Here is a 23,653-nt window from a genome sequence, read left to right as displayed (position 1 = left end):
CAGATATTTCAATCTTGCCGGATATGCAGCCAGCGGGCACGCAGCACAATCTTGCCTCGCTGACCTACAAGGCCGTGTCCGACATGATTCGCCATCGCCGCTTGAAAGGCGGGCAGGTCATTGTCGAAGCAAGGCTCGCCGAAGCCCTCGGCATTTCCCGGACGCCTCTGCGGGAAGCCCTGCAGCGGCTCGAGGGCGAAGGATTGGTGCGCAAAGGCGATGGCCGCAATTATGTGGTTCGCCGGGTTGATATCGGAGAGTACCTACAGAGCCTGAAGCTTCGCCTGCTGATCGAGCCCGAGGCCGCAGTGCTGGCAATCCCCAATATTCCGCGCCGGCAGTTGATCGCCGTCAGGCGCGAGATCCATGAACTTCTCGATGCAACGGCCTATCACACCGATGCGCACTGGGTCTCCGACGACAACCTGCACAATCTGATCATCGACCACTGCGCCAACGCGGTCATGGCGAAAGTACTGCGCGAACTGCGCGCCACCACACGCCTGTTCGAGATCGACCGGCTGAAGGATCGGCTGAAGCCCGATTCAACCGAGCACCTCGTCATCATCGAGGCGCTGGAACGCGGGGACGCTGAACAAACGCGGTCTGCAGTTGCGGTTCATATCGAAAGCCTGATCAGCTTTGCGAGAGAACAGTTGGAGTGGTGATCCCAAGACACGCGGAACTGCCTGATAAGGCAACCTAGCTCCGTATTTGGGCCGATGCCCGCGGGATCGCCGATAAATTAAAGCAGCATCGAGGCGCCACGATCGAGATAGGTATCGAGGAACTGTTCAAGACGCGGATTTCTCGGCTTCTTGAAGACTTCCTGCGGCGGCCCGGTGAACAATACCTTGCCGTGGTCGAGGAAGATGATCTGCTGGCCGACCGTTGCCGCGAAACCTATCTCGTGCGAGACGACAACCATGGTCATGCCCTCGGCCGCCAGATCGCGCATGACGTTCAGGACCTCGCCCGTCAGCTCCGGATCGAGCGATGAGGTCGGCTCGTCGAACAGCATGATCTTCGGCTTCAACGCCAGGGCACGGGCGATCGCCACGCGCTGCTGCTGTCCACCCGACAGCTGCGAGGGATAGTGCCCTGCCCGTGCTTCCAAACCCACCTTGACGAGTTGCGCCATCGCCGCATCCTCGGCCGCTTTCCGGCTCATCTTGTGAACCGTCTTCAGCGCCTCGCTGACATTGCCGAGCGCGGTCATGTGCGGCCAGAGATTGAACTGCTGGAACACCATGCCGATCTGGGCGCGGATCGCACGATTGGCGGCAGCCGAAATGCGCTCGCGCCGTCCTTGCGAATCCTCGGTGAAACCGAGCACCTCGCCGTTGATGGCGATCGTCCCGCGCGTTGCCTCCTCCAGAAAAGCCATGCAGCGCAAAAGCGTGCTCTTGCCAGAGCCGGATGGGCCGATGAGGCAGGAAACCTGCCCCGGCTCGATGATAAGATCGATGCCATGAAGGACCGTGGTCTCTCCGAAAGTCTTGACGAGATTGCTGACTGCGATCGCGGGGACGCTCATGCGTTGAAAAACCTGAATCTGGAAAGTTTCGTTTCGGCAAGATTGCCAAGCCAGCCGGTGACTTCGACCAGCACCCAATAGAAGAGCGCCAGCGCGGAAAGCGCTTCGACGAAGGCATATTGCTGCGATCCGATCGCGCTCAACGTTGCAGTCAGCTCCGGCACCGTAATGATGGATAGAACCGCCGTCTCCTTCATCAGGATGACCACCATGTTCACGGATGGCGGCAGCACCAGCATCGTCATTTCCGGCAACAGAATGCGCCAGACGATCTGCCCTCGCGTCAGGCCGACACATTCGCCGGCCTCGATATGACCCTTCGGCACGGCCTGGAAGCCGGAGCGGAAGATTTCGCTGAAATAGGCCGCGCCATAGATCGAAATACCGATCAATCCGGCAGGCAAGGGATCGAGATCAAGCCCGACGAAGGGACCGCCGTAATAGACCAGGAAGATCTGAATGAGAAACGGCGTGCCGCGCAGCACAGCGACGATAGCGCCCAGCGCCTTATCGACCAACATGCCGCCATATTGCCGGGCGACTGCCATGAGGAAGCCGATGATGGCCGCGGCGATCGTGCCCAGTATCCAGATCATGATCGTCACGCCAGCGCCGCTGACGATGGCCGGCCACTGTCCGATGATGACATTGATGTCGAAGGTCATCGCGGCACTCCGGGCAATCGGCTTTCGATCAGGCCGCCGGCAAGCGCCACCAACCAGTTGATGACGAGATAGATGAGGCCGGCGGATGCGAAGAGCTGCAGCGGCAGAAAGGTGCTGCCGGCGAGATCCTGTGCCATGCGGGTCAGCTCGACGATGCCGACCACTGAGACCAACGACGATGCCTTCAGAATGAGAATCGCCTCGTTGACGAGAGCGGGAAATGTGAGGCGCAGGGCGATCGGAACCTTGATGCGGCGGAAGGTCTGGCGTGGCGTCAGGCCGACCATCTCCGCCGACTCCACAAGGCCGAGAGGCACGCTGGCAAAGCCGCCGCGCAAATTCTCAGCCTGATAGGCTGCCGTGCAGAGCGACAGGCCGATGATCGCGGCGACGATGCTCGGCACATTGATGCCGATGCCCGGAAGCAGATTGTAGATCAGCAGCAATTGCACCAGCAGTGGCACGCCGCGAAAGAAGCTGATGAAAATCTGGGCAGGTCGCACAAAGAGACCGCGCCCCGACAGCAGCATTCCCGATAGAAGAATCGCGATCGCAAAGCCGATGAGGATCGACACGACGCTAATCGTCACCGTGTAGATCGATGCCTGCAAGAGCAATTCGAAGAGCTTGATGGACATGGTTCAGATTTCGCCCGCTTGACGGCCAGAAAGGTGCGGTCGCATTTCTCGGCCATGCCCCGACATTGCCGCGGGCATGGCCGATTTCCGATGGCTGATCAGAATGCCGGGTCCTTGACGGAATCCGGGGTGTCGAAGCTCGCGCCGAACCACTTCTTCTGCAGCGTCGCCATACGGCCGTCAGCCTTGATCTTCAGCATGGCAGCATCTATCGCATCCATCAGCGGCGCATGATCGGCATCCTTCAGGCCGATAAAGCCGAAATAGGATTTCTTGCCGAAGGGCGGCAGCACGACTTCGAACGTTCCTTCGCGCTGCTTGGCAACGAAAGCGATATTCGGCAGCGAGTTGGCGACACCGGCGATGCGGCCGGCCGCGAGGTCTGCATAGGACTCCGTAAAGGCCGGATATTCGCGAATGTCGACCTTGGTCGGCAGGGTTTCGGAAAATTCCTTGAGCTGATCGAGCTGGGCGGTCGCCTTGCCGACGCCGATCTTCTTGCCGGCAATATCCTCCGGCTTGTTGATCGTCTTGTCGCCAGCCTTTTTCAGGATTGCGATGGTCGCCTCGGCGAGCGGCGGCGTGAAGCGATAGCGTTCCATGCGCTTCTTGGTGATCGTCGCCGGGCCTGCGACGACGTCGAACTTGCCGGCTTCGAGCGCCGGGAAGACGCCATCCCAGGGCAGCGTGACCCATTCGATCTTCACGCCGAGTTCCTTGCCGATCTCAGCGAAGAGATCGACGTTCAGGCCGACATGTTCGCCTGCATCGATGAAATCGAAGGGTGCGAACGCCGTCTCGGTGCCGACCTTCAAGGTGCCGGCGGCCTTTACGGCGGCAAGCGTGTCGGCCGCATGGGCGGAAATCGTCGCGCCAAACAAGAATGCGGCGCCGACCAGCCCCTTCAGAAGCGAATTCATCCTCATGTTTTTCTCTCCAGTTTTTTGGCCTTCCGGTGGAAGGTCCAGGTTCCCCAAGCGTTGTCCCGCCAAGCGGATTTCTATGACCCGCTTTTGTCTATACAAATAGATACAGGCTGGCCTACACTGTCAAACATTAAACTCATTGGACGCAAGATTTATGCCGTACAGCGGCAATGGACCTAGCAAAAGCGGCTTTCGCAGCAACTGAATGTCATGGCTGGATCGAGGTGAGCATTGGTCTCAATTCATCGGAGAATTTTCGAAGACATCGAAGCCAGGATCATGAGCGGCGCCTGGCCGCCCGGTCATCGCATCCCCTTCGAACACGAACTGGTGCAAGAGTATCAATGCTCTCGGATGACCGTGAACAAGGCGCTGTCGGCCTTGGCGGAGCGCGGCATGATCATACGCCGCCGCAAGGTCGGTTCCTTCGTCGCCGCGCGGCAGATCGACCGAACGGTGATGGATATTCAGGACATCTCAACCGAAGCCGAGTTGGCGGGGCATGACCACAGCTACAGGATCCTGATGCGAAAAATCGAGACGCTGGATGCTGTCACCGCAACACAGCTCGGCGAACCGACGGGAGCGGAAATCCTGCGGCTTCACTGCCTGCATGCGGTGGACGGCAAGCCGAATGCGCTGGAACGACGCATCATCATGCTCGCCATGGTGCCATCCGCCAGAACCGAAGGCTTTGCCTCGGTGCCTCCAGGCAAATGGCTGCTGAACATGGTACCCTGGTCGAAGGCGAGGCATGTCATCCGCGCCGTGTCGGCCGATGCCGCCACGGCACGCCTGCTTGAGACCGAGCGCGGCGAGGCCTGCCTTACACTCATCCGCCAGACATGGCAGAACAGCCGCACGGTCACCTATGTCGAGATCATTCATCCCGGCGACCGTTTCCAGTTTGCCGGCGACTTTCATCCGACTGAGAGAGGCGTCAGGGATCAACTGCCGCGGAGAAGCGCCTCTTGACCGAGAAACAGGCTATCAGGACAGTTCCGCTCAAGGGCTTGCAGGCCTTCGAAGCCGTCGGCCGTTGCGGCGGCGTGAGCGCCGCGGCCCTGGAGCTTAAGGTTTCCCCCGGCGCGATCAGCCAGCAGATCCGCAAGATCGAGAGCTTTCTTGGAGTGACCCTGCTGGAGCGTAACGGCCGTACCGTGGAGCTCACCCCATGGGGGCGGCTCTACCATCAGGAAATATCGAAGGGCTTCGAACAATTCGCGCTTGCGGAGCAGATACTGGAACGGGCGCGCAATGAGAATGCCCTGGTTCTCAGCGCCCTGTCTTCCGTCGTCAACAAGTGGATCGGGCGCCGGATCTTCGACTGGCAGGCCCTTCATCCGGACGCCCATGTCAGGATCGTCGGCCGCGACAAGGAACCGCGCATGGGCTTCGACGACATCGATTTCCGCATCAGTTATGGATCGGATGTGCTGCAGCACGAACACTATACGGAGCTGTTCCGCGATTGGGTGGTCCCGGCCTGCTCACCGGCGCTGATCAAGGGCAAGGCGCCCTCCGCGGCGCGGCTTTTCGAATACCCACTCCTGCATGTCGAATGGGAGCGCCATTTCACGCCCTATCCGAGCTGGCGCGAATTCGCCGCGAAGACAGGGGCGGCACTCAAGGAGACCACCGCCGGTCTTTCCTTTACCCTATCGAGCAGCGCCATCGATGCGGCCGTCAACAAACGTGGCATCGTCCTCGCTCAGATGTCGATGATCGCAGACGAGCTTGAAGCGCAGACGCTCGTCATTCCCGTCGATATCCGCATCCCATTACGCGAAAGCTATTTTCTCGCCTGGGACAGGGCAGCGCTGCAGAAGCCCTTCGGCCCGGCATTTCGCGACTGGCTTGTTTCGATTTCGCGTCAACAGGCTCGCATATCCGCGCCGTCCACACCGGTGTAGATTTTTAGAAAAACTAAAACGAAAGACAGCGGCGCGATATTGATGAAAAAAATCGCAGGACGATAATCTGCGCAGACTTTAAGCTTGGCGATCAGGAGAACGGCATGGCGCGCACCGACAAGATGAAGCTGGGCACTTTTGTCTACACCTTCGGCTTCCATCCGGCCTCCTGGCTTCATCCGGCCAGTGACGTCCACGGCGCCAATGATTTCAGCCACCTCCTCGACGTCGCCAAACGATCCGAAGAAGCCAAATTCGATTTCATGTTCATGGCGGATTCGCCTGCCGCAGCCGTCGGCGATCCGGATGCGCTCGCGCGCATCCCGACCAAGATGAACCGTTTCGAGCCGGTGTCGCTCCTGGCAGCACTCTCCGTCACCACCAAAAATCTCGGCCTCGTCGCCACCCTCTCGACGAGCTATTACGAACCCTACAACGTCGCCCGCCTCTTCGCATCGGTGGATCATTTGAGCGGCGGCCGTGCCTGCTGGAACGTCGTGACCTCCGATCACGACGAGACGGGCTATAATTTCAACCGCGAAGGGCTGGATCCCCACGCGCTGCGCTATGAGCGCGGCAACGAATTCGTCGATGTGGTGTTCGGCCTGTGGGATAGTTTCGAGGAAGGTGCCCTGCTTCTCGACCGGGAAACAGGTGTCTATTACGACAAGACGAAGCATCACACGCTGAACCACAAGGGCAAGCATTTCCAGGTGCGAGGGCCGCTCAACATCGCCCGCACGCCGCAGGGCCGGCCTGTCATAGCACAAGCCGGCGGATCGGAACCCGGCATGGATATGGCGGCGCGCACCGCCGAAATCGTCTTCAGCCTTGCTTCCAACATCGACCGCAATCGCGACTTCTATGCCAATGTCAAACGCCGGATGCCCGCCTATGGCCGCGACCCGGAGGACCTTAAGATCATGCCCGGCGTGGTCATCAATGTCGGGGAAACGCAGGCTGAAGCCGAAGCCAAGGTCAATTATCTCATTGACAAAATGCATCCGGACGTCGGCCGGCTGATGCTGTCGGAATTCCTCGAGGCCGATCTGCACGGCGTGCCGTTGGATCAACCCTTCCCGATGGACCGGCTTCCGGCGGCACCGAAAGGCTCGCGCGCCCTGTTCGACGAGCTCGTCGATTTCGTCAAAAGCGGGCGCACGGTGGGCGAGCTTGTCCGCCATTATGCGGAAAAGCATACCGGCAACGGCATTACCGGCACACCGACGCAGATTGCCGACTTCATGGAGGAATGGTTCGAGACACGCGCCGCGGACGGCTTCATCCTGATGTTCCCGACCCTGCCCTCCAGCCTTGACGATTTCGTCAAGCTTGTCCTGCCGGAGCTGCGCCGCCGCGGGCTGTTCCGAGAAGAATACGAAGGCTCGACGCTTCGTGAAAACCTGGGGCTGTCCATGCCGGCCAACCGGTTTGCGAAGAGCCCGTCAGCCTAGCGGCAGCCGGCTCCCGAGCAGCCCGATCGAAGCGACATCAGCATTGGCAAAGGCAAGACGCAGATAGCGCTCCTGTCCCACGCCGAAATAGCTTCCGGGTATGCTGACGATACCCGCCCGCTTTGCCAGTCTCTCGGCCACCTCAGCGGAAGACTGGTCAGCGAAGGGGTGCCGTACGAAGGCGAAATAGGCGCCGATTGCGGCGATGTCCCAACCGGGCAGGTCGGACACCACGGCCTTCAGCGCCTCCGCCCGGCGCGCGATCTCCAGCCGGTTTCCCGCCCGCCAATCCGCAAGCACCGGTAAGGCGGCAGCCACGGCCACCTGGGCGGAGCGCGGGGCGCAGATCTGCATATTGTCCATGATCTTGGCGATCTCGCCCAAAAGCTTAGGCCCTGCCGTCACCGCCCCCAGCCTGTGGCCGGGAATGCAGAACGATTTCGAGAAACTGTAGAGCAGGACGAGCGTATCCTCCCAGCCCGGCTCCGACAGCAGCGCATGTGGCGGGCCATAATCGCCCGGAAGAAAGTCTCGATAGGTCTCATCAAGCACGAGCCAGGCGCCATGTTTCCGGCAAAGCGTAAAAAGATCATGCAGCAATGACGGCGGATAGACGGCCCCGGTCGGATTGTTCGGCGTGACGACCGCAAGCGCCCGGGCACCGGCGGCAAGCGCCCGCTCGGCCGAGGCAACATCCGGCAGGAAGCCGCCGGCCGCATCGCACTCGACAAGCACGCGCTCGATGCCGAGCATGGACAAGGTCGTCTCATGATTGAAATAGAAGGGATTTGTGAGTGCGATCGCATCACCGGCACCGGCAAGGGCGATGGCGGCACACATGAAGGCCTGATTGCAGCCGGAGGTGATGTGGATATTGGCAGCCTGGATCGACGCGCCGTAGATGTCGCTCACATGCCGCGCATAGGCTTCGCGCAGCACCGTTTCTCCCTCGATCGGCCCATAGCCCGTCATGGCCTGCGATGCCGCCGCCTCACCGAGGAGCCGCAGCATCTCGGGATGGGCGGGATAGCCAGGCACGGCCTGCGACAGATCGATCAGCGGACCGTGAGCGCCGGCATAGTCGCGCGCCCATGCAAAAACCGAGGGGATGGGCGGCGGCGAAAGCCGCGTCACGAAAGGATTGGGGATTGCGGATGGCATGTCGATGGGTTCCTTGGAGACCGATTGCTACACCGATATCGGTCACGATCTCAACCGATTTGTCGGAGCAAACCGTTCCTCAGCGAATTGGCGGCGATTGTTTTGCCAGATCGAAGATGTTGACGGCTTCGGCATCCGGCCCCTAAAGCTCGGCGACAAGAAGGCTTTCCGCTCGCACGGTCTGTCCGGTACCCGAAACCTAGCTTGGAGCGAATCGTGACCACCAAAATCCGTCTTTTATTGACGAACGATCCAGCGCTGCCGGCGCTGGCTGCCCTCATGGAAGAAATGCAGGCGCATTATCAGGTACCCTGTCCGTCGCGGGCCGAAATCATTGCCGGGCTCAAGGCAATGCCACAAGGTGCCGAGATCCTGGTCGTGGAGGAGAACGACGCCACCCTGGGCTTCGCCGCCTTCTCCGGGATCTATCCCGGACCTGGCCTGAAACCGGGCATCTTTCTGAAGGAACTCTTCGTAAGCGCCGCGCAACGCAGCCGCGGCTTAGGCCGAGACCTCATGCGTGCGCTCGCCGAGCTGGCACAAGAGCGGGGGCTTGCCCGCATCGACTGGACCGCCGACCCTGAAAACGCAAAGCTTCTCGATTTCTACGACGGGCTCGGCGGCACGCGCAAACCCGATAAGCTGTTCTATCGCCTTGATGGAAAGGCGCTCGAAGAACTGACGATCTGACCGCCAGCCTGTTGCAACGCTGCTCCCTGTCTCAGTCGCGCATGCTCTCGGCTTGCCCCATCAGCCATGCCTCAAACGTCCGCATCGAAGCGCCGGGGGAGATGTCTTCCGGCTTCGCGAACCAGTATCCGTATTCGCTTCGATAGCCGAAGCCATTGGGGTTGATCAGTCGACCTGTCTCCAACTCATCGAGAATGAGGCCGCGCGGTATCAACGCCATCCCATGTCCGGCAAGGGCCGCGCGGATCACCATGGTGTAATAGCCGAACCGCGTGATGTGATGGACGGCGATATCGGGCTTTCCGTGGCTTTCGGCGAAATGCTGCCAATGCAGCGGCGTCTGCGGATGTTCCAGCATGACACCCTCGGCCAGTTCGTCGATCGTGCCCGGAATGCCATTCTTCTGCCAATAGGATGGCGCGCTGACGATCAGAACCTCGTGCCCGAACAGATATTGCGCAGTCTCTCCCTTGTTCGGTGTAATGAGAAAACGGAATATGCCGTCCGCCGTCTCCGATTGCGTGGGTGACACGAAGGTCGTGAACTGCACGTCTATTTCCGGATGTTGTTCAGCGAATTGAACGAAACGCGGCAGCAGCCAACGATCGCCGAAAATCGGAAGAACCTGCAGGCGCAGCACACCAGGGCCGGGCTTCAGACGCGCCACGCGCAACGCCGCATCTTCCATCGCCTTCAGCGCGGTGCGCGCGTGTTCGATGTAAATCAGACCGATCTCCGTGGGGATCATGCCGCGCGGCGTTCGAGTGAAGACCGGACTGCCGATCAGGTCCTCCAATGCGAGCAACTGCTTGCTGACGGCGCTCTGGGACAGGGATGTGCTCTCTGCGGCAGCACTCGTCGATCCCCTCTCCGCCACGGCAAGCAGAACCTGCAGGGCAGTCATCGAAGGCAAGTGCTGTCGGCCCGATACCATGAGTTCTCCGCAGGAGCGCCGATCATGGCTACATCTCCTCGGCCCATTTCAATAATCCACTGACGAAATTCGAGCTAGTCGGTTTTGTCATAGCGTAGTGAAATAACTTCGCTTGCCGATTAAATCAGCACGTAGGAGCATTGCCAAAAGTTTAAACAAACAGGGGACATCAATGTCTGAGCCCACGCAGCTATGGGGCGGGCGCTTCAAGTCCGGACCGTCCGAGGCCTTGGCCAATCTGTCACGCGCGCCGCTGTCCTATTTCCGCCTTTTCCGGGAGGATATCGCGGGCTCCCGCGCGCATGCTTCCGAACTGAAGCGCGCCGGCGTTCTCGACGAAAGCGAATTCGCAGCGATCCGAGCTGCCCTTGACGACATCGAGACGGATGTCGCCGGCGGTCATCAGCAACCGATCGCGGGCGACGAGGATGTCCATACCTTCCTGGAGCGCCTGCTGATGGCACGCCTCGGCGCGCTCGGCGGGAAGCTTCGCGCCGGACGGTCCCGCAACGACCAGACTGCCAACAACACGCGCCTCTATCTGCGCCGCATGGCGCGCGAGCTCTCGCGGGAGATCATCTCGGTCCAGGAAGCATTGACTGAGCAGGCTTCGCACCATGCCGAGACTGTCATGCCGGGCTTCACCCATCTGCAGCCGGCCCAGCCGATCGTCCTCGGTCACCACCTGATGGCGCACGCCCAGTCCTTGTTGCGCGACCTGCAGCGCTTCGAAGATTGGGACCGTCGCTTCGACCGCTCGCCGCTCGGCGCGGCGGCACTTGCCGGCTCCGGCATCGCCTGCCGTCCCGACCTGTCCGCCATTGAGCTCGGCTATTCGGCCGCCTGCGAAAACTCGATCGACGCCGTCGCCGCCCGCGACCATGTCGCCGAGTTTCTGTTTATCTGCTCGCTGGTCGCGGTCGACCTGTCGCGGCTGGCGGAGGAAATCTGCATCTGGAGCTCCAAGCAGTTCAGCTGGGTGCGGCTGCACGATTCCTATTCCACCGGCTCCTCCATCATGCCGCAGAAGAAGAACCCGGATATCGCCGAATTGACGCGCGGCATGTCCGGCACTCTCATTGGCAACATCACGGGCTTCCTCGCCACCATGAAGGCCATGCCGCTCGCCTATAATCGCGACCTGGCCGAAGACAAGCGCGCTCTGTTCGAAACGATCGACGTTCTCGAACTGATCCTGCCAGCCTTTGCCGGCATGGTGGCAACACTGGAATTCGATGTCGACAAGCTACGTGAGGAGGCTCCCAAGGGCTTCACGCTCGCAACCGAGGTCGCCGACTGGCTGGTCGGCCAGAACGTGCCATTCGCCGAGGCGCATGAGATAACCGGCGCGGTCGTTCGCTATTGCGAGGAACGCGGCCACGATCTTGCCGGGCTCACCGAAGACGACCTGCCGAAGATCGATCCGCGGCTGAACAAGGATATGCTTGCCGCCATCACGCTCGACAAGGCGCTTGCCAGCCGCACCGGTTACGGCGCCACTGCGCCGGTTCGCGTACGCGAACAGATTGCCCGCTTCAAAACGGCAATCACCGCCTGCCGCATCTTTGCCGGAGTGTCTAAAGCCACGCATGGAGAGAACGACCCTCAGGAGCTTCGAAGCCGATGACAGTTGCAAGCGCCAGCCCTTCCCCCACCGATGACAAATACGAGATCGCCCATCTGCGCCTGGTGCCGAAGCGGCATATCGGCCGCATGGTCGCCGCCGCCATCGTCCTCGTCCTGCTCGCGGGGCTGGTGCGTGCTTTCAGCGTCGGCCAGATAGAATGGAGCTACGTTCGCGAGTTTCTGTTCGCGCCGGCCATTCTCGACGGTCTCACGAATACGCTGCTGATGACCGTAGCCGCCATGGCTGTTGGCATCGTGCTCGGCGTCCTCATCGCTATCATGCGCATTTCCGGCAATCCGGTGCTCTCCTACATCGCCATCGGCTATGTCTGGATCTTCCGTGGCGCGCCGGCGCTGCTGCAGCTGATGCTGTGGTTCAACCTGGCGCTGATCTTTCCGACCATGGGCATCCACGGCCTTATCGAATTCCGAACCGTTGACGTGATGACGCCCTTCGTCGCCGCCATGCTTGGCCTCGGCATTTCCCAGGGCGCCTACACCTCCGAGGTCGTCCGAAGCGGGCTGCTCTCAGTCGATAGCGGCCAATACGAGGCCGCCCGGACCATCGGCATGACGCAGATGAAGATGCTGCGCCGCATCGTGCTGCCGCAGGCCATGCGCGTGATGGTCCCGCCGATCGGCAATGAAGTGATCGGCATGGTGAAGCTGACATCGCTTGCAAGCGTCATCCAGTATTCCGAAATCCTCCACAACGCCCAGATCATCTACTTTGCCAATACCCGCGTTCTCGAGCTGCTGCTCGTTGCCAGCTTCTGGTATCTCGCCGTTGTCTCCGTCCTGTCGGTTGGCCAGCACTATATCGAGCGTTATTTCGGGCGCGGCTCGAAATCGATCAAAACGTCCATGTGAGGTCGACCATGAAACAGGATATTCTCGTCAAGGCCGTCGACGTCACGAAGAACTACGGCGACTTCTGCGCCCTCGACAAAGTCAGCATGGAGGTCGTGCGCGGCGAGGTCAGCTGTATCATCGGCCCCTCCGGCTCCGGCAAGAGCACGTTTCTGAGATGCATCAACCTTTTGGAGCGGATGGATGGCGGCGCCATCTGGGTCAATGACGAGCTGATCGGCTATCGCCGCGAAGGCAACAATCTGCACCAGATCAGCGATGCGGAAATCTCCCGTCAGCGCCGTCGCATCGGCATGGTCTTCCAGCGCTTCAACCTCTTTCCGCACAAGACCGCGATCGAGAACATCATCGAGGGACCGGTGCATGTCCTCGGACAGTCCGTGGAGCAGGCCCGCGAACGAGCCTCCATCCTTCTGGAACGCGTCGGTCTTGCCGAGAAGGCGAACCATTATCCGTCCGAACTATCAGGCGGCCAGCAGCAGCGCGTCGCCATCGCCCGCGCCATGGGCATGCAGCCGGATCTCATTCTCTTCGACGAGCCCACATCGGCGCTCGACCCGGAACTCGTCTCGGAAGTGCTCGACGTCATGAAGGATCTTGCAGCGTCCGGAATGACCATGATCGTCGTCACCCACGAATTGGGCTTTGCCCGCAATGTGGCCAATACCGTCACCTTTATGGAAGCGGGAAAAGTGGTCGAAACAGGCTTGGCATCGGAGGTTCTCAGCACTCCGAAAAGCGCCAGAACGGCGGAATTCATCAAAGCCGTTCACAGTTGAGAAGAGGAAGCTGGCGGAACAGGAAACCCTCCGGCTTTGCACCAGAGTCAAAATGGGGAACAACATGAACAGGCATCTCGTCATGCTCGCAGCTCTTTGCGTTGCTGCCACCGCAGCCAACGCCGAAGGCCTGCCGGAAAGAATCAAGTCCGCCGGCAAGGTCGTCGTCGCCAACCAGGCGAACTATCCGCCGATGGAATACAAGGATCCGGCCACCAACAAACTCATGGGCCTCGACATCGATCTTGGCCTCGCGCTCGCCAAACAACTCGGCACCACGGTGGAGTGGTCCGATATCGGCTTCGAACAGATGGTCTCTTCCCTGACGACCGGCCGCGTCGACCTCATCCATAGCGGCATGAGCGACCTGCCCACCCGTCGCGACACGCTCGATTTCGTCGACTATATGAAATCCGGCGCGCAGTTCTACACATCCTTTGCCCGCAAGGACGAGTTCAAGAAGCCGACCGACTTCTGCGGCAAGATCGTCGGCATGAGCCGCCGCACCTCCTTCCCGGATGAGACGGCGAAGTGGAGTGCGGCCAACTGCGAAGCCAAGGGACTGCCGGCCGTCAAGATTGTCGGTACGGAAGGCTCGGCGGACGCCCGTGCCCAGCTGAAGCAAGGTCGCGTCGATGGCGCGGTGCAGGGTTCCGAAACGCTTCCCTATCTGCTGAGCCTCGAGAAGGACACCTATACCGTTGTCGGCGAGCCCTTTACGGCCGTCTATCAGGGCATCGGCTTTGCCAAGAAGGATACCGAGCTCCGCGATGCCTATGCCGCCGCGCTGAAGGCGCTGATGGCCAGCGGCGAGTACAAGACGATCTTCGCCAAATACGGCCTCGAAGGTGCGATGCTGGACGGAATCTACGTCAACGCTCAAGCCGTAAAGTGACGCCTGGCGTCCGCGGCTCCGGCGTGAAAGCGCCGGGGCCGCAAACCAATGACCCGGTGAAGGCAGCTTCATTCGGGTCCATCATTCCCAAATACGAGAGAGCAGACAATCATGTCCCGCGTTCTTGGCGACGCCCCGATCGACAGACTGGCATCCTTTATTTCGGCACTCCGGTTTGAGGCCCTTCCCGCCGATGTCGTCGAAAAGACCAAAATCCATATTGCCGATACATTTGCCGCCGCTCTCGCCGGCGGCCGCTCGAACGAATTCCGGATCGCGAGGCGTCTTGGCCGAACGCAGGGAAATGCGAGGCTCTGGGGCACCACTGACCGGGTATCCGCCCGCGACGCCGCTCTGATCAACGGTGTTGCGGCGCATGCCTTTGAGCTTGACGATGCCGGGGGATGCGATCACTCGGGCGCCGTCGTCATGCCCGCCGTCATGGCCGCCATTGCTGAAGAATCGCGCGTCGTAACGGGCAAGGAACTGATCGCGGCTGTGGTCGCCGGCTACGATGTCGGTCGGCGGATTCTGGAAGCAGCCGGCGGATATGACAGCCACAACAGCCTCGGCTGGCACTCGACCGGCACCTGCGGCACGCTTGCGGCGGCGGCAGCCGTCGCCAATATCTGCGGCCTCGATGCCTCTACCACGCGCGATGCGATCACCCTTGCGACCAGCTTTTCGTCCGGTCTGTGGGCTTTCATCCACGACGGTTCGCAGGCCAAGAAAATTCATGCCGGCCGTGCGGCCGAAGGCGGCCTGCTTGCCGCGCAGCTGGCCGCGGAGGGCTTTGCCGGACCATCCAAGGTCTTCGATGACGTCTGGGGCGGCTTTTTCCGCTCCTTCAACAAATCGGCCTGCGAGGCGGAGAAGCTCAGCGACGCGCTCGGTGAAAGCTGGAAAGTAAAACGCGCTGTTTTAAAACCCTACGCCTCCTGCCGCGGTGCCCACTCAGCCGTGGATGCGCTGGACGACCTCTTGCAGGAAACGGGCCGCCAGGCCAGCGAGATAACGACGATCGAGCTGCGATTAAGTCCCATGTTGATGGGCATGTGCGGTGCCAAGGAGACCAGCGCGATGGCGCCGACCCAGATGAGCCTGCCCTATGCCCTTGCCGCGCGCTGCGTTTTCGACACGGCAGGGCTCCAGGCCTATTCGGCTGAGCGGCGCTCCGACGCCCGTCTCCGCAGCATCATGGATCGCGTGCGCCTCACTGTGGATGATGGCATGCAGCCGCTCGACGAACCGGTGGTGACGCTGATCTTCATAGATGGTTCCAGCGCTTCGCGGATGGTGCCGCGGGCCACCGGCTCTGCCGAAAGACCGATGCAGCCTGCCGCGGTCGCCGCCAAGTTTCGCGAGCTCACGGCCATGGCCATGGAGCCGGAACAGGCCGATCGGCTTTGGGCCGCGATCGCCGACCTTGAAAACCTGAATGACTGCCGCAGGCTCGAAACCCTGCTGGCGGGCAACGCGGACAACCGCCCCGTCTTTTGCTGAGGATACAGCCGTGACCTATGACCTGACCCCGCGCCCGCTCAACCCTGCTGACAAGGCCCCGGCGATGACCTGGCCGAACGGTGCCCGAAGCGCCCTGTTCATCGGCTTTGACGTCGATGCGGAAACCGCATGGATCGGCAACAATCCGTCCAATATCGACCGCATGGTCACCACCTCCCACGGCGGCTATGATGCACGCGTCGGGATAGGCAAGATTCTTGAGCTGATGGAGGAACTGTCCCTGAAGGCGACCTTCTTCACGCCGGGATGGACGGCGCTCGCCCATGCCGAGCTCTGCGAGGGCATTCTGAAAGCCGGACACGAGATCGGCCATCACGGCTATCTGCACAAGATGCCGGATCGCGAAAAACTGGACGAGACGTTCGAGGAGATCGATCGCGGCTTCGAGGCGCTGGAAAAGATTTTCGGCATCCGCCCTGTCGGCTACCGTGCCCCTTCGGGCGAGAATTTCCCGGAACTGCTGGCCTATCTTGCCAAATCCGGCATCCGCTATTCGAGCTCGTTCCGCGACGACATCCTGCCCTACCGGCATCGGTCCGCAGGCGATCGGCCGGGCTTGGTCGAGATCCCCGTCAATTTCGCCTTTGACGATTGGAACTTCGGCATGTCGAGCCGCACCAGTCCGCGGCCGCTTTTCGGGCGGGACACGGTGCTCCCGCTCTGGATCGAGGAATTCGAGGCAACCCATGCATGGGGCGGGGTGACGACGCTTGTCCTGCATCCGCAGGTCTCCGGCCGGCCGATGCGCTGGCACATATTGCGCGACTTCCTGCGCCACGTGCAGTCGAAGGAGGACGTCTGGATCGCGACCGGAGCGCAGATCACGGATCATTTTGAAACGCTGGAAAAAGAGCGCAAAGCTTCTTCAGTTTGAGACGAGGGGTGATACGACATGGCATTCGACCACGAAAAACTGCAGCAGCTGCGTGAAAAATTTGGCGAGGGGCATGGTGGCAACATCCATGATCCGGAATTCCAAGCCGTGGCCAACAAGATCTTTTCGGCAAGCGGTACTCGCGCTGCGCCCTTTAGCGGCATTCCGACCCTCCTCGATGCCACCTACCGGCCGATTGACGCCGAAAATCCAGACTTCGGCGATCTCGACATTGCCTTGATCGGGGTTCCGATGGATCTCGGTGTCACCAATCGCCCCGGTTCTCGTTTCGGGCCGCGGGCGCTGCGCGCCATCGAGCGTGTCGGACCCTACAATCACGTGCTGAAATGCGCGCCCCTCTTCGAAACGAAGGTCGCCGATATCGGTGATGTCCCATTCCGCAGCCGCTATCGCCTCGAGCTCAGCCATGAGGATATCGAACGTCGCTTCGGGCAGATCGTTGCTGCCGGCGTCATCCCGCTGGCGGTCGGCGGCGATCATTCGATCACGCACCCGATCCTCAAGGCCGTCGGCAAGGAGCGCCCTGTCGGCCTGATCCATATCGACGCGCATTGCGATACGGGCGGTGCCTATGACCTCACCAAGTTCCATCACGGCGGACCGTTCAGGAATGCGGTGCTGGATGGAGTTCTCGATCCCACGCGCACCATTCAGATCGGTATCCGTGGCGCGGCGGAGTATCTCTGGGAGTTCTCCTACGAATCCGGAATGACCGTCATCCATGCCGAAGACATTAGCCGGATGGGCATCGATGCCATCATCGAAAAAGCGCGCGCGGTCGTGGGAGACGGCCCGACCTATCTTTCCTTCGATGTCGACAGTCTCGATCCGGCTTTCGCACCCGGCACAGGGACGCCGGAAATCGGCGGCCTGACCAGCCGCGAGGTGCTGGCAATCCTCCACGGACTGAAGGGCATCGATTTCGTCGGCGGCGATGTGGTGGAGGTCGCGCCGCAATATGACGCGACAACGAACACCGCCCATGTTGCGGCACAGATGCTCTTCGAAATCCTCAGCCTGATCCGCTTCAGCCCGTCCCTGAAGCTTTAGCGCATCCCATCGGCCCCGCGCGCCCTGCGCGGCCGATAACCACAGGATGAGGGCCTGAACCTCACCCGCCGGAAATGAAAGGATTTTCTCCAATGACGCGGGACATGAAGGCGGGCGTATCCGGAGAACAGATACCGCCTGTCAGGCTTGCGGAAGCGCTTGAACGTCTGAAGGAGACGGTCGGGCCTTCCGGTTGGAGCACCCATCCCGGCCTTCTCGAACCGCATGTCGTCGATTGGACGGGCGTGATGCGCGGCAGTTCGCCCCTGCTGCTGAAGCCGGCACGGACGGAGGAAGTCGCAGCTATCGTCTCGATCTGCCGGGAATATGGGCTGAAGATCGTGCCGCAAGGCGGAAATACATCCCTGGTTGGCGGCGCGGTGCCGAGTGGAAAGGGTGTCGAGATCCTGGTCAATCTCGCCCGCATGAACAAGGTGCGGGCTGTCGACACCGTCAACGATACAATGACTGTCGATGCGGGATGCCTTCTCGCCTCGATCCAGGCGGAGGCAGAGAAAAACGAACGTCTCTTCCCACTGCGCCTTGCCTCCGAAGGGAATTGCCAGATCGGCGGCAACCTCGCCTCCAATGCGGGCGGCAGCAATGTCCTGCGCTACGGAAACACAAGGGATCTGGTTCTCGGGCTTGAAGTGGTTCTCGCGGATGGCCGCATCTGGAACGGCATGCGCGGCCTTCGCAAGGACAATATGGGCTATGATCTCAAGCAACTGTTCATCGGCAGCGAAGGCACCCTCGGCATCATTACGGGCGCCGTGCTGAAACTCTTTGCAAGGCCCGCCTCCGTGGCGACGGCGGTGTGTGCCGTGCCATCCGTCAAGGCAGCGCTGGATTTGCTTGCGCTTTGCAAGCAGCGAACCGGCGGGCAGGTCACCGCTTTCGAGCTCATGCCGGGAACCGGCCTCGAACTTGTCCTCAAGCATTTCCCAGCCTGCCGGCTCCCCTTGGAAAGGCTTTGCGAATGGCAGGTGCTGATCGAATTTTCCTCGAGCGACGAAACCGCCTCGCACCAGGAAAGGATGACGGCCGTGCTTGCCGAGGCTTATGAGGCCGGCTTGGTCAGCGACGCCGTCGTTTCCGCTTCTCTCAGCCAAAGCAGAAGTTTCTGGGCGCTGCGCGAAGGATTGGCCGAAGCCGACATGATGGAGGGACCGACGATCCAGGGCGATATCGCTGTTCCGATCTCGTCGATACCGGATTTCCTCGAGATCTGCTCTGCGGCGATTTCCGAGGCCGTCAAGGGAGCCCGCATCATTGCTTTCGGCCACCTCGGCGACGGAAACATCCACTTCGGCATCATCCAGCCCGCGGACGTTTCGCCCGAGGATTTCCTGGCCAGATCGGATGAGATCCACGGCATCATCAACCACAACGCCCTGCGCTTCGGCGGAACCGTTTCAGCCGAACACGGGCTCGGTACGCTCAAGGCAGGTGCGGTGCTCAAATATCGCGGCGAGGTCGAGCAGGACCTCATGCTTGCGATCAAGCACAGTCTCGATCCCTCAGGCATGATGAACCCTGGCAAGGTGCTGGAAGCGGGCCGTCGTCAGCTGCAGGAATAACGTCCACTCTGGTTGCTCGGCGCCACCAGAGTCTCGCCATGTATTCGACGAATACCGCCATCCATTGCCGCAGCGCCTCCTTCGGCGGAAGACTTTCAGCCAACTCAAATGCGGCTTTGGCGAGCTGTTCGGTCTCGTTGTGGTAGACATCACCGATCGAGGCATCGCGGGACGGGAAATGGCGATAGAGCGTGCCGATGCCGACGCCCGCGAGGCTGATCAACCCGGTGAGCGAAGGCGTGAGATCCTACGCGCTCGATTCCGAGCATGCGAAAGCGCTCCGGGCAAAAAGCGAGGAAATGGTCCGCGAAGGTTTTGCGGTTTAATACGCTTAACAGGAGTGAGCGCGTCGCAGCTATAATCCGCGACTGACAAAATGCTCGCTGGCATAGGCCGTCCGAGGCAGGCCTGTGCTCGTCGCCTCGCCGCGGACTTCGCCTTCCATGTCGAAGGCGAAGTCCGCGAGCATCTGGTTCGAGATGTCGATCAAGGCCTGCATCTCTGTCACCTCGCAACCGCGCCTTCGCACCGGTCGCGCGACCTACCCCTCGAAGCGACTCGCGGCGTCACGATCGCGGTCGTATCGTCTCGTGAGCGGAAACGGCGGCAACCAGGATTCGCGACGGACGGTCCAGAGTTCGTAGGTTGGTTTCAGCTGGTCAGGGGCATCCAAGGATCCCAGGTTCACTTCGATTTCATCCGCAGTGCGGGCGAAAACGGGCGAGCCGCAGCGCGGACAGAAAAAACGCCCGGCGTAGTCGCGTGTTTCGCCTGCGATCGTCACCGAATCCTGAGGAAATATCGCGGAAGCGTGAAAAAGGGCGCCGTGATGCTTGCGGCAGTCGAGACAGTGGCAGACGCCGACCCGGTATGGGCGTCCCGACGCCACAATTCGAACGTCGCCACACAGGCAACCGCCGGTGAATCGGTCCATGCTGTGCCTCCTCTAAAAACAAGCAGGCAGAATGTTTACGACGAACAGCACGGTCATCGCAATTACTGCAGCGCCCATCGCCGCCATTCCCGCTATCGATCCGGACAAGTCTTTGCTCGGCGAACCCGATGCGGCACCGGCCCAATCTGCCAAACGCAGGCAATAACAACGAAGGGAACGAATTGATGATCAACAGGTAGAAAAGTCGGGCTTGCCGCAATCCTTTGCCGGAACCCGCTCGGTCGCTTCTTCCCGGAAGACACGGTCAAAAGCCGAGGTTTCACTGTCCCAATCTCTGCTCCGCCGTCCGGCGGAGCATTGTTCTTTCGAAACAGCAACGCCAAGATCGTTTGCCAGCGCCTCATCTCAACGATGCGATTCAAGGGACTTCACAAAGAGCTTCCCGAACACTAGAACGACATTGGTCCAAAGTTGACCAGCTGACCGATGAAAGAATTCGCCGGCATTGTTTCCTAAACCTGTCGGCCAGGAAATATCCAACTCGCCGTACCAAGAGGTCGGTCGATGGCGACAGGCACGAATGACCGCCGCCAGAGAGCAAGGTAGAATCCATGCGTACACCAAGACGGCCAGGCAATCCGCTCGAAGCGGCTGAGGCGCTCTTCAAGCCAGTCAAAAAAGCGCCTGCTCCCGCGGTCGAACGGGGGCCGCTGCCGAATATCAAAGAGCTCGTCTCCCTGAAGCTCGACAGCGAAGTCCTGGCTTATTTCCAGGCGGACGGCGCTGGCTGGCAGGACCGGATCAACGATACCCTGCGCGCCGCCATGAAGATGAAAGACTAGGCCGCTCGGCGCTCATCAGGCTAGTGCGGCGCAAGACACTGTGGTCATCCGCTGCGACAGATCGCCGACATCAGCTGCGGCGGGTCGGCGGGCGGTCTATCGGTTAACTTGGCGAGGACGTCTAGCGCATCGGGTCGCTCTCTCCTCCACTCCCCCAGGGAAGGCCTTTCCGGGAAAGGCGGCATACATGGCTATCAGCCTTCGAACGCATGCCGAGTGGGGCAGGCAAGCGGACTCAACAGGGCCTTCGACCTGGCGAGATTGACGGAACACTATCGCGAGATGAAATCGGCGGTGGCCGGCACAGCGCCCCCCATCGGTGATGGCTGACCCAAACAAGCAACCGATCGTTACCCGACATTTCCCGCAGACGACACCTACAGCGCTGGACGCCGGGCACCGGCCTCAGTTCGGTTTACCCGACGAAGTTGCCCTGTCATGATGATCCTGCGCTTGCCCATCCGAGGCCACGACCCTCGTCCGGTTCAAAGCTCTCGCCTTGAGGAAACTTGAACCATCGGCCCATACAGTCGAATATCGTTTTGGACCGCATGCGACCTGCGAAACGCCGATCGGTAATGACGCATATTCACGACGAATATGGTCAATTGCGCACCGACAGCTGACATTTCTTGAGTTGGTCGCTCCGCAGAGATACTATGCACCAACCAGATATACGAACACCGGTCGCGCATTTTTGGGAAACACTCGACTTTTTTGTGGTAAGTGCGCCCGAGAGTAATAGCGATGGAGACATTTCGCACCCATGATTGAACTAACACCGTCCCAGATCGCAGGGTTGAAACTTGCCCAGCAAGGAGACCTTTATCCGCAGTCTGCGAAGAAGTGGACGCACCAGAACCCAACCGTGACATATGCAAAGACCGATCGTTGGAAAGAACGACCGCAGAAAATCAAATTCATAAGCGCCAAAACATTGGAAGAGTTGAGGGAGCCCGGCTTTCTTGAGCGTCTCCACTTTAACGACGATGCCGAAAAGGACGTGTACGCCATAACCATGGCCGGCAAGATATGGCTTCTGAAGAACAAGTAGAGCCAGGGCCCCATAGGCCGAGCATGATTGTCGCCGTGCCCGTCGACTGCACCCATATCCTGTCGAGATAGACCCGGCACCACCGAACGAGCGAAGCTGATGATATCGTGTCGATGACAGCTCGTTCAGGTGGTTTGGAGGCAATGTGAAATCGAAATCGTGAACGAGTGTTCGCAAGAGCAGACGTTCACCGTGGACTCCATCGATAGTCTTCAACCCTATTTTATACCTTTGAAGATGACGATGTCACCGGAAGAAATGTGACGTTTGTTAAGGCGACTCCGCCCCATTGTGCTCGCGCTCTCTCGCATGCGCTGTCCATGAGCAATATTTCGTCACAGGATTCAATATTGAAAAGCCGCAGTTCAAACGTAGAGGCTTCACACCAGCATCGATTTTGATGCCGGTGCATATTTTAACCCTGCTGGAAAGATCATAATGATGGCTGACTCGAGATTCTTTGAAAAACGCGGGCCTTTCGATCTGGCGACGGTAGTATCGTGCGCGCGCGGTTCGGCGATTTCAAAAGATCTCGTGCTGACCGGTGTGGCCACTCTTCAGACAGCTGGTCCCTCCGACATCAGCTTCCTGGACAACCGCCGTTATCTGGCTTTCCTTGGCAAATCTCTGGCGGGCGCGATTATCGTGCATCCGGATTTGCAATCCGATCTGCCGCCTTCTGCCGCGGCTATTGTGACTATTGAGCCTTACGCTGCGTGGGCGCGTGTTTGCGCACTCTTTCATCCTGAATCGCTTGTATCCCCAGGGGTTCATCCATCCGCCATCATCGATGAAGGCGCTTCAATAGATCCCTCCTGTGAGGTGGGACCGAATGTCGTCATCAGCAGCGGCGTCGTCATCGGCGCCGGCTGCGTGATCGGCGCCGGATCTGTGATTGGTCGAGCCGTCGTCATCGGACGAGATTGCAGGATTGGGGCTCAAACTACCGTGAGCCATGCAATCATAGGCTCTCGTGTCGAGCTTTTTCCCGGCGTCAGAATAGGCCAGGAAGGCTTCGGCTTTGCTGCGACAGCAGAGGGTTTTCTGGGCGTGGCCCAGCTCGGGCTCGTGGTCATCGAAGATGATGTCAAGGTCGGTGCAAACACCACCATCGATCGCGGATCAGCGCGAGACACGGTCATAGGGGCGGGTACTCGCATAGATAATCTCGTTCAAATTGGTCATAACGTTGTTCTCGGCCGCCAATGCGTCGTCGTTGCGCAGGTGGGCATCGCTGGCTCCACCACCGTGGGCGATTTCGTGAAAATCGGCGGACAAGCGGCAATTGCCGGTCACCTGAACATCGGCCGCGCCGTACAGATCGGCGCACAGGCGGGCGTAATTTCCGACGTCGAGGAGGGAGCGGTCCTGCTTGGAAGCCCCGCTCAGCCAAAACGGGATTTCTTGCGCCAAGTTATCACGTTGAGAAACATCGAGCGCCAGGCCGGGCTCGGCGTTCAGCCTGATGGTCGGACCGGCCAGGGAAACCGCGCGGTATAACCGGGCGAACCTTCCAAACCAGCTATACGACCTGCATAACGCTGGGCGCGGGCAGGTCTATGAAGCCGTCGGCCTCGACAAGGGCGGCCGCATATTAACGGTTATGCTTTCTGCCCGGAACAGCCGATTTTTCATGATCGTCGACGACGATGATTTCGTCAGCGCCAACATCGTCGAGTTTGCCGCAAGAAACGCCGATGCCAATGGCTGGAAGATCGACCGCGG

Annotated in this window: 25 protein-coding genes and 2 pseudogenes; 18 read left to right on the top strand and 9 right to left on the bottom strand. The window is 60.3% G+C overall.

The features are described 5' to 3' along the window. The first annotated feature begins 23 nt into the window (after window positions 1-23). Complete coding sequence (locus FHT28_RS28275; protein ID WP_168598059.1) at window positions 24-668, top strand: GntR family transcriptional regulator; 645 nt, start codon at window positions 24-26, stop codon at window positions 666-668. A gap of 77 nt (window positions 669-745) precedes the next feature. On the opposite strand, the gene FHT28_RS28270 is transcribed toward FHT28_RS28275, so the two are convergent. The 4 genes from FHT28_RS28270 to FHT28_RS28255 all read right to left on the bottom strand — a co-directional run bounded on the left by FHT28_RS28270 (window position 746) and on the right by FHT28_RS28255 (window position 3,766). Beyond that, window positions 746-1,537 (bottom strand): amino acid ABC transporter ATP-binding protein, encoded by a 792-nt coding sequence (locus FHT28_RS28270; protein ID WP_047552543.1) that lies wholly within the window; start codon window positions 1,535-1,537, stop codon window positions 746-748. Continuing rightward, window positions 1,534-2,202 carry an amino acid ABC transporter permease gene (locus tag FHT28_RS28265; protein WP_047552547.1) on the bottom strand — a complete coding sequence of 223 codons (669 nt, stop codon included), beginning with the start codon at window positions 2,200-2,202 and terminating at the stop codon, window positions 1,534-1,536. The genes FHT28_RS28270 and FHT28_RS28265 overlap by 4 nt, the downstream gene beginning before the upstream one ends. Next, window positions 2,199-2,840 (bottom strand): amino acid ABC transporter permease, encoded by a 642-nt coding sequence (locus FHT28_RS28260; protein WP_037196994.1) that lies wholly within the window; start codon window positions 2,838-2,840, stop codon window positions 2,199-2,201. Before FHT28_RS28260 ends, FHT28_RS28265 begins: the two co-directional genes overlap by 4 nt. Window positions 2,841-2,938: 98 nt before the next feature. Beyond that, window positions 2,939-3,766, bottom strand: coding sequence for a transporter substrate-binding domain-containing protein (locus tag FHT28_RS28255; protein WP_037196995.1), 828 nt, complete (start codon window positions 3,764-3,766; stop codon window positions 2,939-2,941). Window positions 3,767-3,997: 231 nt separating this feature from the next. Between FHT28_RS28255 and hutC the strand changes: the two genes are divergently transcribed. The 3 genes from hutC (at window position 3,998) to FHT28_RS28240 (ending at window position 7,133) form a co-directional block, all read left to right on the top strand. Continuing rightward, window positions 3,998-4,741 (top strand): histidine utilization repressor, encoded by a 744-nt coding sequence (gene hutC / locus FHT28_RS28250; protein ID WP_037196996.1) that lies wholly within the window; start codon window positions 3,998-4,000, stop codon window positions 4,739-4,741. Beyond that, entirely contained in the window at window positions 4,738-5,679 is a 942-nt protein-coding gene (locus FHT28_RS28245; protein WP_037196997.1) for a LysR family transcriptional regulator, read from the top strand. The genes hutC and FHT28_RS28245 overlap by 4 nt, the downstream gene beginning before the upstream one ends. Window positions 5,680-5,783: 104 nt before the next feature. After that, a complete protein-coding gene (locus FHT28_RS28240) occupies window positions 5,784-7,133 on the top strand; it encodes an LLM class flavin-dependent oxidoreductase (RefSeq protein WP_037196999.1) in 1,350 nt (449 codons plus the stop codon). Here FHT28_RS28240 and FHT28_RS28235 read toward each other — a convergent pair. Continuing rightward, on the bottom strand, window positions 7,125-8,294 hold the full coding sequence (locus FHT28_RS28235; protein ID WP_168598004.1) for an aminotransferase: 1,170 nt from the start codon (window positions 8,292-8,294) through the stop codon (window positions 7,125-7,127). The two genes, FHT28_RS28240 and FHT28_RS28235, sit on opposite strands and share 9 nt — an antisense overlap. Window positions 8,295-8,507: 213 nt before the next feature. Between FHT28_RS28235 and FHT28_RS28230 the strand changes: the two genes are divergently transcribed. Further along, on the top strand, window positions 8,508-8,984 hold the full coding sequence (locus FHT28_RS28230; RefSeq protein WP_168598058.1) for a GNAT family N-acetyltransferase: 477 nt from the start codon (window positions 8,508-8,510) through the stop codon (window positions 8,982-8,984). Between the two features lie 31 nt (window positions 8,985-9,015). Here the strand turns inward: FHT28_RS28230 and FHT28_RS28225 are convergent, their stop codons facing one another. Next, window positions 9,016-9,918, bottom strand: a complete 903-nt coding sequence (locus FHT28_RS28225) for a LysR substrate-binding domain-containing protein (RefSeq protein ID WP_168598003.1) — start codon at window positions 9,916-9,918, stop codon at window positions 9,016-9,018. A gap of 172 nt (window positions 9,919-10,090) precedes the next feature. Here FHT28_RS28225 and argH point away from each other — a divergent pair, with 172 nt between their 5' ends. The 8 genes from argH to FHT28_RS28185 all read left to right on the top strand — a co-directional run bounded on the left by argH (window position 10,091) and on the right by FHT28_RS28185 (window position 19,137). Further along, window positions 10,091-11,545, top strand: coding sequence for an argininosuccinate lyase (gene argH / locus FHT28_RS28220; protein WP_051963490.1), 1,455 nt, complete (start codon window positions 10,091-10,093; stop codon window positions 11,543-11,545). Then, window positions 11,542-12,414 (top strand): amino acid ABC transporter permease, encoded by an 873-nt coding sequence (locus FHT28_RS28215; protein WP_168598002.1) that lies wholly within the window; start codon window positions 11,542-11,544, stop codon window positions 12,412-12,414. Before argH ends, FHT28_RS28215 begins: the two co-directional genes overlap by 4 nt. Before the next feature lie 8 nt (window positions 12,415-12,422). After that, window positions 12,423-13,193, top strand: a complete 771-nt coding sequence (locus FHT28_RS28210; RefSeq protein WP_047639087.1) for an amino acid ABC transporter ATP-binding protein — start codon at window positions 12,423-12,425, stop codon at window positions 13,191-13,193. Between the two features lie 64 nt (window positions 13,194-13,257). Next, window positions 13,258-14,088: an ABC transporter substrate-binding protein gene (locus FHT28_RS28205; RefSeq protein WP_047639143.1), complete on the top strand. Its 831-nt coding sequence runs from the start codon at window positions 13,258-13,260 to the stop codon at window positions 14,086-14,088. Between the two features lie 111 nt (window positions 14,089-14,199). Further along, window positions 14,200-15,591: an MmgE/PrpD family protein gene (locus FHT28_RS28200; protein WP_037197006.1), complete on the top strand. Its 1,392-nt coding sequence runs from the start codon at window positions 14,200-14,202 to the stop codon at window positions 15,589-15,591. A gap of 10 nt (window positions 15,592-15,601) precedes the next feature. Next, a complete protein-coding gene (locus FHT28_RS28195; protein WP_168598001.1) occupies window positions 15,602-16,486 on the top strand; it encodes a polysaccharide deacetylase in 885 nt (294 codons plus the stop codon). An 18-nt stretch (window positions 16,487-16,504) separates the two neighbouring features. Next, on the top strand, window positions 16,505-17,557 hold the full coding sequence (speB, locus tag FHT28_RS28190) for an agmatinase (RefSeq protein ID WP_168598000.1): 1,053 nt from the start codon (window positions 16,505-16,507) through the stop codon (window positions 17,555-17,557). Window positions 17,558-17,649: 92 nt separating this feature from the next. Further along, window positions 17,650-19,137 (top strand): FAD-binding oxidoreductase, encoded by a 1,488-nt coding sequence (locus FHT28_RS28185; RefSeq protein ID WP_246704969.1) that lies wholly within the window; start codon window positions 17,650-17,652, stop codon window positions 19,135-19,137. Between the two features lie 37 nt (window positions 19,138-19,174). On the opposite strand, the pseudogene FHT28_RS36415 reads toward FHT28_RS28185, so the two are convergent. The 3 genes and pseudogenes from FHT28_RS36415 to FHT28_RS28175 form a co-directional block, all read right to left on the bottom strand. Next, a pseudogene (locus FHT28_RS36415) lies at window positions 19,175-19,351 on the bottom strand (TetR family transcriptional regulator); the annotation flags it as partial. A gap of 141 nt (window positions 19,352-19,492) precedes the next feature. Further along, window positions 19,493-19,636: a hypothetical protein gene (locus FHT28_RS28180; RefSeq protein WP_168597995.1), complete on the bottom strand. Its 144-nt coding sequence runs from the start codon at window positions 19,634-19,636 to the stop codon at window positions 19,493-19,495. A 42-nt stretch (window positions 19,637-19,678) separates the two neighbouring features. Beyond that, on the bottom strand, window positions 19,679-20,071 hold the full coding sequence (locus FHT28_RS28175; RefSeq protein WP_037197010.1) for a GFA family protein: 393 nt from the start codon (window positions 20,069-20,071) through the stop codon (window positions 19,679-19,681). Window positions 20,072-20,102: 31 nt separating this feature from the next. Here FHT28_RS28175 and FHT28_RS36740 point away from each other — a divergent pair, with 31 nt between their 5' ends. The 5 genes and pseudogenes from FHT28_RS36740 to FHT28_RS36410 form a co-directional block, all read left to right on the top strand. Further along, complete coding sequence (locus FHT28_RS36740; RefSeq protein WP_280518149.1) at window positions 20,103-20,237, top strand: hypothetical protein; 135 nt, start codon at window positions 20,103-20,105, stop codon at window positions 20,235-20,237. 406 nt (window positions 20,238-20,643) lie between these two features. After that, window positions 20,644-20,874, top strand: a complete 231-nt coding sequence (locus FHT28_RS28170) for a BrnA antitoxin family protein (protein WP_168597999.1) — start codon at window positions 20,644-20,646, stop codon at window positions 20,872-20,874. 766 nt (window positions 20,875-21,640) lie between these two features. Continuing rightward, the gene (locus FHT28_RS28165; RefSeq protein WP_168597998.1) at window positions 21,641-21,928 is read left to right on the top strand and encodes a hypothetical protein; all 288 of its coding nucleotides are present in this window, start codon (window positions 21,641-21,643) and stop codon (window positions 21,926-21,928) included. Window positions 21,929-22,366: 438 nt separating this feature from the next. Further along, entirely contained in the window at window positions 22,367-23,428 is a 1,062-nt protein-coding gene (gene lpxD, locus FHT28_RS28160; protein ID WP_168597997.1) for a UDP-3-O-(3-hydroxymyristoyl)glucosamine N-acyltransferase, read from the top strand. A gap of 76 nt (window positions 23,429-23,504) precedes the next feature. After that, window positions 23,505-23,653: pseudogene (locus FHT28_RS36410) on the top strand (galactosyl transferase); the annotation flags it as partial.

It is taken from the genome of Rhizobium sp. SG570 (assembly GCF_012275345.1).
In the GTDB taxonomy this organism is placed as follows: Bacteria; Pseudomonadota; Alphaproteobacteria; order Rhizobiales; family Rhizobiaceae; genus Rhizobium; species Rhizobium lusitanum.
Note: the sequence above shows the minus strand (reverse complement) of the source record. Positions and strands in the feature narration are given on the sequence as shown.

Excerpts from the sequence above, each read along its gene's own strand:
- FHT28_RS28165 (WP_168597998.1), top strand. The coding sequence starts at position 21,641 with ATGATTGAACTAACACCGTCCCAGATCGCAGGGTTGAAACTTGCCCAG.
- FHT28_RS28265 (WP_047552547.1), bottom strand. The coding sequence starts at position 2,202 with ATGACCTTCGACATCAATGTCATCATCGGACAGTGGCCGGCCATCGTC.
- FHT28_RS28260 (WP_037196994.1), bottom strand. The coding sequence starts at position 2,840 with ATGTCCATCAAGCTCTTCGAATTGCTCTTGCAGGCATCGATCTACACG.
- FHT28_RS28210 (WP_047639087.1), top strand. The coding sequence starts at position 12,423 with ATGAAACAGGATATTCTCGTCAAGGCCGTCGACGTCACGAAGAACTAC.
- FHT28_RS28200 (WP_037197006.1), top strand. The coding sequence starts at position 14,200 with ATGTCCCGCGTTCTTGGCGACGCCCCGATCGACAGACTGGCATCCTTT.
- speB (WP_168598000.1), top strand. The coding sequence starts at position 16,505 with ATGGCATTCGACCACGAAAAACTGCAGCAGCTGCGTGAAAAATTTGGC.
- FHT28_RS28270 (WP_047552543.1), bottom strand. The coding sequence starts at position 1,537 with ATGAGCGTCCCCGCGATCGCAGTCAGCAATCTCGTCAAGACTTTCGGA.
- FHT28_RS28235 (WP_168598004.1), bottom strand. The coding sequence starts at position 8,294 with ATGCCATCCGCAATCCCCAATCCTTTCGTGACGCGGCTTTCGCCGCCG.
- FHT28_RS28205 (WP_047639143.1), top strand. The coding sequence starts at position 13,258 with ATGAACAGGCATCTCGTCATGCTCGCAGCTCTTTGCGTTGCTGCCACC.
- FHT28_RS28225 (WP_168598003.1), bottom strand. The coding sequence starts at position 9,918 with ATGGTATCGGGCCGACAGCACTTGCCTTCGATGACTGCCCTGCAGGTT.
- FHT28_RS28275 (WP_168598059.1), top strand. The coding sequence starts at position 24 with ATGCAGCCAGCGGGCACGCAGCACAATCTTGCCTCGCTGACCTACAAG.
- FHT28_RS28185 (WP_246704969.1), top strand. The coding sequence starts at position 17,650 with ATGACGCGGGACATGAAGGCGGGCGTATCCGGAGAACAGATACCGCCT.
- argH (WP_051963490.1), top strand. The coding sequence starts at position 10,091 with ATGTCTGAGCCCACGCAGCTATGGGGCGGGCGCTTCAAGTCCGGACCG.
- FHT28_RS36740 (WP_280518149.1), top strand. The coding sequence starts at position 20,103 with ATGTTTACGACGAACAGCACGGTCATCGCAATTACTGCAGCGCCCATC.
- FHT28_RS28175 (WP_037197010.1), bottom strand. The coding sequence starts at position 20,071 with ATGGACCGATTCACCGGCGGTTGCCTGTGTGGCGACGTTCGAATTGTG.
- FHT28_RS28215 (WP_168598002.1), top strand. The coding sequence starts at position 11,542 with ATGACAGTTGCAAGCGCCAGCCCTTCCCCCACCGATGACAAATACGAG.
- FHT28_RS28170 (WP_168597999.1), top strand. The coding sequence starts at position 20,644 with ATGCGTACACCAAGACGGCCAGGCAATCCGCTCGAAGCGGCTGAGGCG.
- FHT28_RS28255 (WP_037196995.1), bottom strand. The coding sequence starts at position 3,766 with ATGAGGATGAATTCGCTTCTGAAGGGGCTGGTCGGCGCCGCATTCTTG.
- FHT28_RS28240 (WP_037196999.1), top strand. The coding sequence starts at position 5,784 with ATGGCGCGCACCGACAAGATGAAGCTGGGCACTTTTGTCTACACCTTC.
- FHT28_RS28180 (WP_168597995.1), bottom strand. The coding sequence starts at position 19,636 with ATGCAGGCCTTGATCGACATCTCGAACCAGATGCTCGCGGACTTCGCC.
- lpxD (WP_168597997.1), top strand. The coding sequence starts at position 22,367 with ATGATGGCTGACTCGAGATTCTTTGAAAAACGCGGGCCTTTCGATCTG.